Raw genomic sequence first — 14297 nt, 5'->3', positions numbered from 1 at the left:
CGGGCACCGCCTTGGCAATGGCATCGATGGCGTTGCTGAAATGCATGGACCTTCCCGTGTCAGTGTACCTGACAGGGAAAGGTCTCATGATCAGCTTATTGAAGGTAGGCTTAACTGACTGGCATTACGCTTTCGCGGGGCTTACACTTTAAGAACATGAATATAGCAAGCTTGGGCTGACGTCAGTCGTATTGGACGGCTTTGCCGGACCTTCCTGAATGAGATGTCACCGAAACATCATCCAGATAATGGCCAACGTCGCTACCATCCCGGCAATCTCTGGCCAGTAGCCGAACTTGAACTCGTTGACCTCTTCCGGAGAGTCACTGATGGTCAATTCGTCATCTTGGCGGGTCAGGTGGTTGTCATCGGATTGCATACTTTCTCCTTCCCATCGCTTAATTAAACATCAGATTAGGCAGCCACAACGCCAGTTGCGGGAAGAACAGTACCAGCATCATGCCAATCACCTGGAGCGCGATGAAAGGCAATACCGCAACGAAGATATGCTGCAACTCGATTCCCTTGGGAGCCACACTCTTGAGGAAGAAGCAGGCTGGGCCGAATGGGGGCGACAGATAGTAGATCTGGATATTCATTGCGAACAGCACCCCGAACCAGACCGGGTCGTATCCAAGGCCCACTACGACGGGTGCAAAGATCGGTACGGTGATGAAGATGATCGCAATCCACTCAAGAAACGTACCCAGCACCATGACGATCGCCATCATGATCGCGATGACTGCCAACGGGTGCATGTCGAGCCCTTTCAGGAAATCTGTCAGGAAACTGACACCACCGATCAGGTTATAAATGCCCACCAGGCTCACCGCGCCCAGCACCAACCAGATGATCGAGCCAACCGTAAGTGCCGTCTGGCGCATGGCATCGCGGATCATGCGATAGGTAAACTTCTTCATGATCGCGGAAATGATCATGGCACCGACTGCACCCATGGCTGCCGCCTCGGTCACGGTCGTAATGCCAGTGTAGATGGCACCCAGCACACAGCCAATCAGAATGAATGGCAGAATGGCACCCTTGAGATACTTGAGGCGCTTGTGGAATGGCAGCGCCGTTTCGGGAATATCATTGATGGGCGCCAATGCTGGATTAAGCTTACAGCGGATAACGATATAAGTGATGTAGATGAGTGCGAGGACCATGCCTGGAATCGCACCAGCGGCAAACAGCTTGGTAATGGACACCTGGGCTGCCAAGCCGTAGACAATCATGACCACGGAGGGTGGAATCAATGTCGCAAGAGCACCTGCGGCACAGATGATCCCGATCGACAGATTGCGATCGTAGCCCAGACGCAGCATCTGAGGCAGGGCAATCAGGCCAAGCATCACGATTTCACCGCCCATGATGCCACTCATGGCGGCGAGAATGACGGCGACGACACAGGTCTGTACAGCGACCGAGCCACGCGCACGCCCGCCAAGAATCGACATGCTGTCAAATAGCGCATGTGCGATACCCGAGCGTTCCAGGACATTGGCCATGAACACGAAGAAAGGCACCGCAACCAACTCATACTTTTCCAACACATGGTAGACATTGGAAGATACGAGAAATAATCCATTCGTCCCGTAATAGATCAACGCCGTGCAGACCGAAACGGCAAGCGTAGTGACACCGAGCGGAATGCCAAATGCCATCAGCGCCAGCAGCGCCAAGACAATCAATAACGTAACGACTTCAATACCCATCAGTCGGCATCCTTCTCGGTAGTAGTCGCTGAAGACGCCGCATTTTGATCATCTTGCTCGCGGGCGCGATCTTCAAACCAGTGCACGACATTGGCAAGAAGCTGAAGCAGGTAGATAGATGCTCCAACGACCAGAATGGGCTTGAGATACGCAGGTAGCGGCGGATTAAACGAGCTACCACTGCGTTCAAAGCCATGCAACGCCATCATGGCCGGCTCCCAGGCGGCCCAAATCAATGCCGAGATTGCAAAGATGGCCACGAAGAGCGAGACCAGCTCCATCTTTTTCCAGACATGGGCTGGCACCAGCAACTCCACCATGGTGATGGCGATATGACGCTTGCGCTGGGTGACGTAACCACTGGTCATCACCCAACCGGTAGCGCAGATGGCCATGACGGTTTCAAAGGTCCATTGAGTGGGGGCATTGAACACGTAGCGCATGACCACCTCGACGGCGGACAGCACGATACAGACGAAGAACAGTACGGCACAGGCATAGCCGATGAAGGCGCTGACCCGGTCCATACCGGCCGCTAGGCGACTGAGTAATGACATAGGTAACTCTCCGGACAAAAAAAGGGCCGCGGCAGCTCACTGCCGCGACCCACATAAGCGATTAGCCCTGAGTGGACGACGCGTCTTCCTGTGTCTGATTGGTTTCTTCGTCGAGCAGACCATGTGCCTTCATGTACTCGAGATGCGCATCGAGTGCTTCCTGAGCAATGGGGCTCTTCTCGGCGAATTCTTCCCAGGCGCCACGAGCAATTTCACGGAACTTGTCACGTTCTTCCTGAGGCCAATCAATGACGGTGATATCCTCATCGGCCTTGTCACGGGCCACAAGCTTCTCGTCCTGCTCATGCACCGCTTCGGCCAGGTCGTTGAAGGCATCGTAGAACCACTGACTCAGTGCCTGCCGATCCTCTTCGTCCAGCGATTCCCAGGTATTTTCGTTGATAGTGAACTGCTGAGACGACATGGAATGGATACCCGGATAAATCGGGTACTTGGCGATGTCGTGCAAGCCTGCGGCATCGTTATTGACGTATGCCGACGCATCCGCAGCATCCACTACGCCCTGCTGCAGCGAGGTATAAACTTCGGAGAACGGAATATTGACCGGCGTCGCTCCGGCGCGTTCGAAGACCGCAGCGGCCAGACCTTCCGGCGAGCGGAACTTGAGACCCTTGAGGTCTTCAACACCCCGGATTGGAACAGCAGCGACCAGTGCTTCGCGCTTGTACGGGCCACAGCCCACAACATGGATCTTGTTGGGCACGACCTTATCAATGGCACTCTGCAGAACCTTCTCACCACCACCGGTTTGGCAGAAATCGAGGAACTGAGAAGGCTTGTCATAACCCGCGATCAGATCGCCCATCAAGGCAAAAGCGGGATCGCGGCCAGCGAAATAAGCCGGCGCCGTCAGGTCGCCGTCGAGCAGCCCCATACCGACCGCTTCGAGGGTTTCCTTATAAGGCACGACACTGCCGATCGGCATGAGATTGAGCGTGACATCTCCGCCTGTCCGCTCTTCCACTTTCGGCACCCAGTTGTCCTGCAAGTACTGGTAGGCATAGTCACCAGAGTTGAACGACGTCTGGATGCGTAGCTCCTGCTGAGCCTGAGCCGTGCTGGACAGGACCAGAGCCACCGAAGCCAGGGATACCGTTGTTACTAGCGTGCGAATCTTCATGCTGGAATCCTTTTGTAAGTCTTGTGGTTTCAACAGTGAATGCAGCCTCCAAGCGAGGCACTAGATCAGAAGCGAGGCGACTTCCCCGTCCACGTCGGGTCGTATTTCTTCATTTCCTCCACGTCATTACGCGAACGGATGCCACACTTCCGGTAATTCTCAGCCAGTTCTTTTAGCGCTTCGCGGTCAAGCTCCACGCCCAATCCCGGCGCGTCAGTCACGCGAACGCTGCCGTCTTCAAAGGCTATCTTGCCCCCCACGATCACCTCTTCTTCCTGCCAGGGATAATGGGTATCACAGGCATAGGAGAGGTTATCGATGGTAGCCGCCGCATGCGCCATCGCCATCAGGCTGATGCCCATATGCGAGTTCGAGTGCATGGAAAGCCCCAGGTCCCAGGTTCGGCAGATTTGCCCCAGTTCACGGGTTGCCTGAAGTCCACCCCAATAGTGATGATCGGAAAGGATCACATCGACGGACTGCTTGCGAATGGCTTCAGGAAAATCGAAGAAACCGATGACGCACATGTTGGTGGCTAGCGGCATCGATGAGACGTCATGGACTTCTGCCATGGCATCCTTACCGGGTGACGGGTCTTCCAGGTATTGCAGCACGCCGTCCATCTGCGGGAGTAGCCGCTTGGTCGTCTCGACGGACCAGTTACCGTTCGGATCGATACGCAGCGGGTAACCAGGGAACGCTTTGCGCAAGGCTTTAATGGCCTCCAGTTCCTCCTCCGGCTCGAAGACCCCGCCCTTGAGCTTGATTGACTGGAAACCATACTCATCGATCATCTGCTTTGCTGAGCGCACCACATCATCGGGTGTCAGAACTTCGCCCCACTTGTCGACCCAGGGGTCATCGGCAAACTTGTGCTTTGCATACTTGTAGAAGAGGTAGGCGCTGAACGGCACCGTTTCCCGCACCTTGCCCCCCAGAAGCTCGCATACACTGCGTCCGGTCAGCTTGCCCATGAGGTCGAGAAAAGCGACCTCGAAGGCGGCGAAGATACGGGGAACCGTGGTCGCCTGGACCGTCCCGGGTGCCAATTCCATTCCGGTTTTGGCTGGCTGCCCACCGCCGACAGTCTCCTGAACAATGCGATGCAATGTATTGAGATGGAAAACATCGAGACCGACCAGCTTAGGCGCCACCTTTTCCAGCTGCGACAAGGTCTGCTCGTCACCATAGGACTCGGAGAGACCATAGGTACCATCGTCGGTCACCACCTCGATGATAGAACGCAATGCCCAAGGCTCATGGATGCCACTGGCATTCAGCAACGGTGGGTCGCGAAAGGCGATAGGCGTGACGACAACAGACGTGACAATCGACATACAACTTCTCCAGCGCGCAATTAACGTGATTTAGGTCTTATCAACGAGCGTTTTTAGCTGTGCGATTTCACGCTCATTCGGCATTTCGAGCGGTGCCCGAACGCTACCGGCGGGACGTCCGATAATCTCCGCGCCAGCCTTGATCAGGCTGACCGCATAGCCGGACTTGTTGTCGCGCAGGTCGACGAAGGGCAGGAAGAAATCCTGGGTGATGCGCCTGACCGTCTCGGTGTCACCACCACGCAGCGCCTTGTAGAAGGTAACCGCCATACCCGGCACGAAGTTGAATACCGCACTGGAGTAGGTGTTCACACCGATAGCCAGATAGGCTTCTGCCATGATTTCGGCCGTCGGTACACCACCGACATAAGCCAGCCGATCACCGACCGTCCTGATGATCCGATTCAGGGCCTGCAGATCGCCCTTGCCATCCTTGAGGCCGATCAGGTTCGGGCAGGCATCAGCCAGGCGCTTCACTGCCGCCGGCTTCATGATGCCGTTGGCCCTGTTGTAGTAGATCACGCTGATGGATGTGGAATCACAGATCTGACGCGCATACTCCATCAGGCCATCCTGGGGGCACTCGGTCAGGTAGGGCGGCATCAGCAGAATGCCGTCGGCGCCCTCTTCCTCGGCAATACGCGCGAAGGCACTTCCGGTCGCGACACTGAGACCCGCGCTTGCGATCACTGGCAGCTTGCCATCGACGACCTTCACCGCCAGGCGCACGATCTCGCGAAACTCGTCCTGAGACAGGCTGAAGAACTCGCCCGTGCCGCCGGCGACGAATACGGCCGAGATTTCGTGACTGATAAACCACTCAAGCCGCCGGTGGTAGCTCTCGGCATCGAAACGCCCTTCGGCGTCGAAATCGGTGATCGGGAAGGACAGTAGTCCGTCACTGATGGCTTGCTTGACTTCATCACGTGTGAAACTCACCTGATCATCCTCTCTCTTGTTTCGCAGGGCAGCCTTCGGCATCGGCCTTTATGTCATACATCATACAAATGACAAGCTAGCGACCCCGCTCCAGACTGACAATAGGCACTGTGGTAAATTTAGACCAAAGTTGAGCCTCCCAGAGGCGACGCTTATTTCGCCCCAAGTACTGCTGCAACACGCCAGAATCCCCTCAGGATGCACTCATGTCATTGATCGACATCTTCCTTTCGACACTCAACGTCACTCTGCCGGTGTTTGCCATGGTCTTCATCGGCATTGGCTTGAAGCGCTTTCACTGGATCGATCAAAACTTCGTCAACACCGCTTCTCGGTTGGTCTTTAGGGCCACGCTGCCGACGTTGCTGTTCTTCGGCCTGGCCGACGCCGACCTGGAAGCGACTCTGGATCCTTGGATGCTGGCATTTTTTGCGCTGGCCACACTGGCAAGCTTCGCTGCCGCCTGGGGCTGGGCCATGCTGCGCGTGCGGCGCCCGTTGCGGGGCGTCTATGTGCAAGGGGCCTTTCGCGGCAACTGTGGCGTCGTAGGCCTGGCCCTGGCCGCCGGCCTGTATGGTGATGCAGGCTTGTCACTAGCCGGCCTGCTACTAGGCGTGGTGATCCTGAGCTACAACGTGCTGTCAGTGATCGTGCTGGCGACCTACCAGCCGCGAAAGGAAGGGGCATCACAGGGCGTCGACTGGAAGAGTATTCTTCAGCACATCCTGACGAACCCTCTGATTCTAGGGGTGGCGGCGGCGACACCTTTTGCCGTGTTCAACGTAGCACTGCCCGACTGGCTGATCACCACCGGCGACTACTTCGCCTCGCTTACGTTGCCCCTGGCGCTGATCTGCATCGGTGCAACCCTCTCCACCCGTGCTCTGAGGAAAGGCTATCGCACCACATTGAGCGCCAGTCTGGCCAAAATGGTGGTCTTGCCTGCAGCGTCTACACTGCTCGCCGTGGCGGCAGGGTTTACCGGACCGTCACTCGGCGTGATGTTCCTGTTCTTCGCAAGCCCTACGGCAGCGGCGGCCTACGTGATGGCCAAAGCCATGGGCAACGACGAGACGCTCACCGCTAATATCATCGCGCTGACCACGCTGATGGCCAGCATCACCGTCACGCTGGGTATCTTCGCGCTTCGGCTCGCGGAGCTGATCTAACGGGAAGAAACCGGTGGCGCCAAACGGCGCCACCAAAGACAAACAAAAACTGCTCTTTTGCCAAGACAAGAACTAACGAGACCCCACAGCGACCGTTCCCTCGACCACCTCGAATTGCTCGATGCCACCGCCCTCGCCAAATGCCTCCTTCGGCATGGGGTTGGCATGGGCTCGCTTGAAGTCATCGCTGCCAACCCAGGCACGAAAGGCATCCTGGCTCTCCCATTCAGTTTCCACGATGTAGGGCGCCTGATTGCCTTGAGGGCGCAGTACCCGCATGGCGACGAAGCCGGGTTGCTGATCGATTTCACCGGCACGGGCACGGAAGCGCGCCTCAAATGTCTCTTCGTAGCCCGGTGTCACATGGATACGATTGTTGACCATATACGTCATGAGGTGCTCCTGAGAAAAAACGAGGGGGGAGATTTGCCAACACGGGGAAGGCGCCGTCGGCGGACGGCGCGAGAGATACGCCAATAGGAATGAAGCACTGATATGGCGAACTCAGTGCCCCCCAGGCGCTTCCAGGCCGATGAGGCGAGCACAGCCAGCGGCGAAAACATCACTTTCAAGCCGAGCAATGGCCGCGGTGGGGAACCCAAGCCCCGGTGCCCGAGATCCATCGGTGAGCTGTGCCGTCAGGACGCCCACCAACGGCATATGACTAACCAGCAACAAGGGGCCAGGTGTCTGCTCCTGGGTGTCGATCAGCCAGTCAAGAATTGGCCCCACCGGGTCGTCCGGCGTGATAAGAGGCAGTGTCTCGACTGCTACGCCCAAGCGTTCGGCCATCAGCGTCGCGGTCTGCTGGGCACGACGATACGGGCTTGCCAGCACCCGCGGCGTGGCAAGCCCCTCATCGACAAGGCGCTGTGCCAGCCAGTCGGCCATGGCCGCGCTCTCACGCCGCCCTGCCTCGGTGAGCGTACGCTCGGCATCCGGGCGGCCTGACGCCGCCTCGCCGTGACGCATGATCCATAGGGTCTCGTGCATCGTCGTCATTCCTCCAGGCGTCTAGCCTCTTTTACATCCTCGCGGGACAGCGTGAACTCTACGTCGCTGCTCTGCTCGCCCTGCATGAGCAACTTGGCCATGTCGCGGGCAGGCACCTGATTGAACAGCACCTGGTACAGGCCTTCGGCAAGCGGCATATAGATGCCCTCCTCCGTGGCCATGTCGTGAGCAAGGTGCACCGTATTGACACCCTCGGCGACTTGCCCCAGCGCATCAACGGCTTCCTCCAGGGTTCGGCCCTCACCAAGGGCATAGCCGACCCGATAGTTACGCGAGAGCTTTGACGAGCAGGTGACGATCAGGTCGCCGACGCCGGACAGACCGAGGAACGTCATGGGATTGGCCCCAAGGTGAACCGCGAAACGACTCATCTCGGCCAACGCCCGAGTCATCAACATGCTACGCGTGTTCTCGCCCATGCCCAGTGCAGCGGCCATGCCGGCGGCGATGGCATAAATGTTCTTCAACGCCCCGCCAAGCTCAACACCAAAGCGGTCATTGCTTGCATAGACCCGGAAATAGTCGCAACCCAGCACGCTTTGCACCCGCGCCCGTGTCAGGGGGTCGTCACTTGCAATCACGGTCGCGGTGAGCTGCTTGTCGGCGACCTCAGAGGCCAGATTGGGCCCCGAAATCACACCGATATGGGAAAAGCCGGTCTCCTCCTCGAGGATCTGGCTCATCAGCTTGAAACCCTCGGCTTCAATGCCTTTGGTGGTACTGACCAGTATCTGATCGGGTGATAGCCAGGGGCGAGCCTGGCGCACCACTAAACGGAAGGCCTTGGAAGGAATCGCCACCAGCACCAGGGTGGCGTCAGCGACCACCTCACGCATGTCGGTGGAAGCCGTGACGGCGGGATTAATGGCGTAATCCGGTAGGTAATGGCGGTTGCGATGGTCGCGATTGATCTCGTCAGCCAAGGCAATATCTCGCATCCATTGGTGCACCTGGGCACCATTATCGGCGGCAATGCTGGCCAGCGCCGTCCCGAAACTGCCACCGCCCAGCACTGCAACCTTCAAGCGATCATCAGACATTCTCGATCCATTGACGAGTGATAGATATCCTCATTGTAACGAAAAGCGGAGAGGCAGAAATGCCTCTCCGCTCGGGAGTTGCTCGGAGTGGGCGTACAGCCCTGCTCGGCTCAGTCGATCATCGGCACCAGAGTGTCGATGCTGGACCGCGCATCACCAAACAACATCCGCGTGTTCTCCTTGAAGAACAGCGGGTTCTCGATACCAGAGTAGCCGGTACCTTGACCACGCTTGCAGACGAAGACCTGCTTGGCCTCCCACACCCGCAGTACCGGCATGCCAGCGATGGGGCTCGCCGGGTCTTCCTGTGCCGCCGGGTTGACGATGTCATTGGAGCCGATGACGATCACCACATCCGTCTCGGTGAAGTCATCGTTGATTTCATCCATCTCCATGACAATGTCGTACGGCACCTTCGCCTCGGCCAGCAATACGTTCATGTGGCCTGGCAGTCGCCCGGCCACCGGGTGAATACCAAAGCGAACGTTCTTGCCAGAGGAGCGCAGTTTGCGGGTCAGCTCGCTGACGGCATTCTGGGCCTGAGCCACCGCCATGCCGTAGCCCGGCACGATGACGACACTGTCGGCATCGTTAAGCGCGCTGGCCACACCGGCGATATCGATGGACACCTGCTCGCCTTCGATCTCGGCCGCTTCCCCTTGGGTGCCGCCGAAGCCACCCAGAATCACGTTGACGAAATTGCGGTTCATCGCCTTGCACATGATGTAGGAGAGGATGGCGCCCGAGGAGCCCACCAGGGCACCGGTCACGATCAACAGATCATTGGAGAGCGTGAAACCGATAGCCGCTGCCGCCCAGCCGGAGTAGCTGTTCAGCATGGACACCACCACCGGCATGTCGGCGCCGCCGATGCCCATGATCAAATGCCAACCGACGAAGAAAGCCAGCAGCGCCAGTACCAGCAGGGTCCAGAAACCGGCCCCGTTGAGGTAGGCGATGGCCAATACCAGCGACAGGATTGCCGCCCCGGCATTCAACCAGTGGCCACCGGGGAATTGGCGTGGTTTGCCATCGATCTTGCCGGCGAGCTTGCCGAAGGCAATCACCGAACCGGTGAAGGTCACCGCACCGATGAAGACGCCCAGCACGACCTCGACCTGCAGGAAGGTCAGCTCGGCCGGCGTCTTTTCGGCGACCAGGGCAGCGAAGGCCGAGAAGCCCTCACTGGCGCCCTCGGATGCCAACACCCGGCGCCGTTCCAGATCCGCGTTCCAGCCGACAAAGACCGCTGCCAGACCGACAAAGGAGTGCAGCGCCGCCACCAGCTGAGGCATCTCGGTCATGTCGACCTTGCGCGCCAACACGGTGCCCACTGCAGCACCGATCAGCATCATGGGAATCATCCAGCCATAGCCGCCGACTCCCGGGCCGAACATGGTGGCACCGACTGCCAACGCCATGCCCACGATGCCATACCACACCGCTCGCTTGGCCTTTTCCTGATTGCTCAAGCCCCCCAGTGAGAGGATGAACAATACACTTGCTGCGATAGCCGCAGCAGAAACGAACTCTTGACCCAACATCTCGACTCTCCGCGGTTCAGGATTTCTGGAACATGGCCAGCATCCGGCGTGTCACCAGGAAGCCGCCAACGATATTGATGGACGCGATCAGCACTGATATGCCGGCTAATAGGCCCACCAGCCAGTTCCCCGAGCCGAGCTGCAGTACTGCGCCAAGAATGACGATGCCGGAAATGGCATTGGTGACCGCCATCAATGGCGTGTGCAGCGAATGGCTGACGTTCCAGATCACCTGGTAACCCACGAAGCAGGCCAGCACGAAGACGATGAAGTGCTGCATGAAGGAAGGCGGCGCCACCTGGCCGAGCAGCCACATAAGCGCCCCGCCCACCGCCAGCATCCCGACCTGGGTCTTGGTCTGGGAGACAAAGGCGGCATGCTCGGCGGCTTTCTTCTCCTCGGGAGTGGGTTCCTTTTCCTTGGGCTTTGGCTTGGACGCGCCGATCGCCTTCACCTTGGGGGGCGGCGGCGGGAAAGTGATGTCCCCTGCGTGCGTCACAGTGGCACCGCGAATCACGTCATCGTCCATGTTGTGATTGATCACGCCGTCCTTTTCAGGCGTGAGGTCGGACAGCATATGACGGATGTTCGTGGCATAGAGCAACGAGGACTGCGTCGCCATCCGCGACGGGAAGTCGGTGTAGCCGACCACGATCACGCCGTTATCGGTCACGATACGCTCATCCGGCACGGTCAGATCGCAGTTACCACCCTTCTCGGCGGCCAGGTCAACGATCACCGAGCCAGGCTTCATGGCCTCGACCATGTCCTCGAGCCACAGTTTGGGTGCCGGCTTGCCGGGAATCAGCGCGGTGGTGATGACGATATCCACATCCGGCGCCTGCTCACGGAAACAGGCGAGCTGCTTCTCACGAAACTCGGGGCTGGAAGGTGCGGCATAGCCGCCGCTCTCGGCACCGTCCTGGCTGTCTTCGAAGTCGAGGAACAGGAACTCGGCGCCCATCGACTCGATCTGTTCGGCCACTTCAGGACGCACATCGAAGGCACGCACCACAGCACCAAGACTGGTGGCAGTACCGATGGCGGAGAGACCCGCCACGCCGGCACCGACTACCAACACCTTGGCAGGCGGTACCTTGCCGGCGGCGGTGACCTGGCCGGTGAAGAAGCGCCCAAACTGGTTACCGGCCTCGATCACCGCCCGGTAGCCGGCAATGTTAGCGGTACTCGACAGGGCATCCATCTTCTGTGCCCGAGAGATACGCGGCACCATATCCATGGCAATGACGGTGGCGCCCTGAGCACGGCAGCGCTCCAGCAGCGCCTCATTCTGGGCCGGCCAGAAGAACGCAATCAGCGTCTGACCGTCATGCAACCGGTCGACCTCTTCGTCCGTGGGCTCGCGCACCTTGATCACGGTGTCGGCCTGATCCCACAGCGCCTTGGTGCCATCAACCACGTTGACACCGACCTGACGATAGGCCTCATCGGCGAAGCCCGCGGCAACGCCAGCTCCTGTCTCTATCAGACATTCGTGTCCAAGTTTCTGGATCTGCTGTGCGCTCTCCGGGGTCAGCGCAACGCGCGCCTCGCCTGGAGCTCGCTCTTTAGGTGCTCCGATTTTCACTTTATGCCTCCCTTGTCGCGATGCTAGCCGCCGTACGGAACCAGACGGGAATGAGTCGATTTTGCAGGAATATCCGAAGGGTAATACGCCTAACGGCGTCCACTCATACCTTCAGATGCGACAGCGCAGTGTTTGGAGAAAGCGCCGCAAAGGCAAGAGCCAACGGAAAAAAATCTTTTATAAATATAGGGTTATGGAACGCATAAGCTTGGCGTTATATTACCCGACTGAGCCAAGTACTTGATAAGCAATGTAAAAACAGGAACTCACAACCTGACAAAATCGTTATGAGTGCCATAACGTAAGCATTATTGACGGGTGGCTGCCGACATTTTTCATTGATGATTCGTGCTTTCTACTGCAATGACCATCAGGCAAATCCTCAAAACTGCTGTACCACTTCCTGCGTCGAGGCGATGCGCGCGCAATGACTGCCGAGCAATGCCAAGCTGAAACGCTGCACATCCTCGGCAGCCAAGGTCTCGCCATCAAGCCCCACTAACGGAAAACTGGCACAGGCATCGGCAACCACCACCACGCCGAAGTCGAGGCAATGGGCGTGACGCGCGGCCATGGTCACGGCATGGCCGGTGGCCACTCCCGCAATGACTAAGCGTGCTATGCCGTGGCGGCGCAACCAGATGTCCAGATCGGTACCGATGAAGGGGCTCTCGGCGTGCTTGGTGACAACACGCTCCCCAGGTCGAGGCATCGCTGAGTACTTGAACTCGGCCCCGGCATGTCCGCAGCGATAGGAGGATCCTGGCTTATGGGAAAAATGCCGGACGTGCACGATATGTCCATTTCCGCCTCGCCAGCAGGTCAGTAATTCATGAACGCGATCGTCGAGAGCTGGATTGCTGTGAGCGCCGTAAAGCTCGACATCATCAACGGCCTGCTGGATGTCAATCAGCAGCAGGGCCGCCGCGTCATCCCTGGCATCGTAGAGACGCAACCGTGCATTGCTTGACTGGCGGACCATATCTACCCCCGTCGCCTGTCGTGGAAGAAGCCGTACTGACCGCTGGAGAAGCCCTGAACCGCCAGAGCAATATTACGCCCCTCGGAACTCAGAGCACAGGCACCGTCAACCGCCTGCCTCTGACAGCCATCATGCAAGCATAGGTGCTCACAGGCCGAACTGCCCTGCGATGCAGCAAGAAGCTATCAACGCTTTTGACGTCATGGCCACCAAAAACCAAAACGCCTCCACCGCATAAGCCGAGGAGGCGTCATTCAGGCGCTCAGCATTGTGGACGCTATGCCCAGGCATACGGGGCACCCTTCTTGATCAGGCGGGCGTATCGCCAGCATGACGGCGAATGCGCTCGGCATTGGTTCGCAAGAGCGACAGCAGCACATCAGGGTAATCAGCACGTGTGGCGTAATCATTGAGCATCGTGATCAGTGCTTCTGGGGGCACATTACCCTGTGCAGCCAGCTGAGCGCGACGCGCCCGTAGCTCAGCATAGGCGCCGTGAGTATTAAGATTCTTGAGATAGGCGCGCACAGCGTCCTGTACGCTATCAAAGGACTGATAGCGGCCACTGCTGGCTCGCATACCGAACAGGTTGTTGTTCTGGCGCGCCAGTCGCGAAGTTCCCCAGCCGGATTCCTCCACTGCCTGCACTGCCACCATCTCCAGCGGTACCGGGGCAACCCGCTTGAGAAGCAGATCACTGACCTCTCCGGGCGCGCACTCAAGCGCATAGTCCTCGCATAGCGCCGCCACTCGCTTACGTTCAACGGTGGTCCAGGGCGTATCTCGTTGGGCAAGCGCCCGTAGCCACTCACCGCGCGCAGCGAGGAGAGAATTCTCGACCTCGACAATCGGCACCAGCACTTCAAGGAAAGCGTCCTTGCGTTGCGGACCCGCCGGCAACTGTCGCAGATCTGGCAGTGCAGCGGCATTGGCAAGCGACTCATAACCGGCATCGACGGGCCGTACTGTCTGAGAGGCGGTGAGAGAAGCTGTTTGAGAAGCAGCGAGTGGCGGCATGGCAACCAGGGCAAGAAGAAACAGACTCAATACCGGCAGCGTCGTAAGCAATGGCCAGCGACGTGAGGGTGATAACCGGAGAAAGAAAGGGAACTCATAGCGCATCATCAGGACTCCGCTAATTATCATTAAGTGCTCTCGTCGACCACGGTGGTGTCAGCGCGACCACTCAACATGGTGCCCCACAGCAAGTGCCTGGAGCACAATCAAGGGCTCCGGGAAGTCGCCTTCCAAGGCCCGGCCACAATACGCGG

At 58.4% G+C, this 14297-nt stretch carries 14 protein-coding genes; 1 reads left to right on the top strand and 13 read right to left on the bottom strand.

The genetic code is table 11. The features are described 5' to 3' along the window. Nucleotides 1–226 precede the first annotated feature (226 nt). From HF027_RS14850 to kdgD, 6 genes are all read right to left on the bottom strand, one after another. Nucleotides 227–379, bottom strand: coding sequence for a hypothetical protein (locus HF027_RS14850; protein ID WP_168016968.1), 153 nt, complete (start codon nt 377–379; stop codon nt 227–229). Between the two features lie 19 nt (nt 380–398). Beyond that, nucleotides 399–1715 carry a TRAP transporter large permease gene (locus HF027_RS14845; RefSeq protein WP_168016966.1) on the bottom strand — a complete coding sequence of 439 codons (1317 nt, stop codon included), beginning with the start codon at nt 1713–1715 and terminating at the stop codon, nt 399–401. Then, complete coding sequence (locus tag HF027_RS14840) at nt 1715–2272, bottom strand: TRAP transporter small permease subunit (RefSeq protein WP_168016964.1); 558 nt, start codon at nt 2270–2272, stop codon at nt 1715–1717. The genes HF027_RS14845 and HF027_RS14840 overlap by 1 nt, the downstream gene beginning before the upstream one ends. A 61-nt stretch (nt 2273–2333) precedes the next feature. Next, nucleotides 2334–3413: a TRAP transporter substrate-binding protein gene (locus HF027_RS14835; protein WP_168016962.1), complete on the bottom strand. Its 1080-nt coding sequence runs from the start codon at nt 3411–3413 to the stop codon at nt 2334–2336. 65 nt (nt 3414–3478) lie between these two features. Then, entirely contained in the window at nt 3479–4750 is a 1272-nt protein-coding gene (locus HF027_RS14830) for a glucarate dehydratase family protein (protein ID WP_168016960.1), read from the bottom strand. Between the two features lie 30 nt (nt 4751–4780). Beyond that, a complete protein-coding gene (gene kdgD, locus HF027_RS14825) occupies nt 4781–5689 on the bottom strand; it encodes a 5-dehydro-4-deoxyglucarate dehydratase (RefSeq protein ID WP_168016958.1) in 909 nt (302 codons plus the stop codon). Nucleotides 5690–5895: 206 nt separating this feature from the next. Between kdgD and HF027_RS14820 the strand changes: the two genes are divergently transcribed. Further along, nucleotides 5896–6858 carry an AEC family transporter gene (locus tag HF027_RS14820; protein WP_168016956.1) on the top strand — a complete coding sequence of 321 codons (963 nt, stop codon included), beginning with the start codon at nt 5896–5898 and terminating at the stop codon, nt 6856–6858. Nucleotides 6859–6930: 72 nt separating this feature from the next. Here the strand turns inward: HF027_RS14820 and HF027_RS14815 are convergent, their stop codons facing one another. The 7 genes from HF027_RS14815 to HF027_RS14785 form a co-directional block, all read right to left on the bottom strand. Beyond that, complete coding sequence (locus HF027_RS14815) at nt 6931–7251, bottom strand: antibiotic biosynthesis monooxygenase family protein (protein WP_136253002.1); 321 nt, start codon at nt 7249–7251, stop codon at nt 6931–6933. 111 nt (nt 7252–7362) lie between these two features. Next, on the bottom strand, nt 7363–7851 hold the full coding sequence (sixA, locus tag HF027_RS14810) for a phosphohistidine phosphatase SixA (protein WP_168016954.1): 489 nt from the start codon (nt 7849–7851) through the stop codon (nt 7363–7365). 5 nt (nt 7852–7856) lie between these two features. Continuing rightward, nucleotides 7857–8912, bottom strand: coding sequence for an NAD(P)H-dependent glycerol-3-phosphate dehydrogenase (locus tag HF027_RS14805; protein ID WP_168016952.1), 1056 nt, complete (start codon nt 8910–8912; stop codon nt 7857–7859). A gap of 110 nt (nt 8913–9022) precedes the next feature. Beyond that, nucleotides 9023–10456 (bottom strand): NAD(P)(+) transhydrogenase (Re/Si-specific) subunit beta, encoded by a 1434-nt coding sequence (locus HF027_RS14800; protein WP_168016950.1) that lies wholly within the window; start codon nt 10454–10456, stop codon nt 9023–9025. Between the two features lie 16 nt (nt 10457–10472). After that, nucleotides 10473–12044: a Re/Si-specific NAD(P)(+) transhydrogenase subunit alpha gene (locus tag HF027_RS14795; protein ID WP_168016948.1), complete on the bottom strand. Its 1572-nt coding sequence runs from the start codon at nt 12042–12044 to the stop codon at nt 10473–10475. A gap of 382 nt (nt 12045–12426) precedes the next feature. After that, entirely contained in the window at nt 12427–13026 is a 600-nt protein-coding gene (locus tag HF027_RS14790) for an isochorismatase family protein (protein ID WP_168016946.1), read from the bottom strand. Between the two features lie 309 nt (nt 13027–13335). After that, nucleotides 13336–14172, bottom strand: a complete 837-nt coding sequence (locus HF027_RS14785; RefSeq protein WP_245184874.1) for a glucosaminidase domain-containing protein — start codon at nt 14170–14172, stop codon at nt 13336–13338. Nucleotides 14173–14297: the final 125 nt, after the last annotated feature.

Origin of the sequence: Halomonas salinarum, from assembly GCF_012062845.1 — a bacterium.
GTDB lineage: Bacteria > Pseudomonadota > Gammaproteobacteria > Pseudomonadales > Halomonadaceae > Onishia > Onishia salinarum.
The sequence above is the reverse complement of the archived record's forward strand: the minus strand, read 5'-3'. Positions and strand labels throughout refer to the sequence as shown.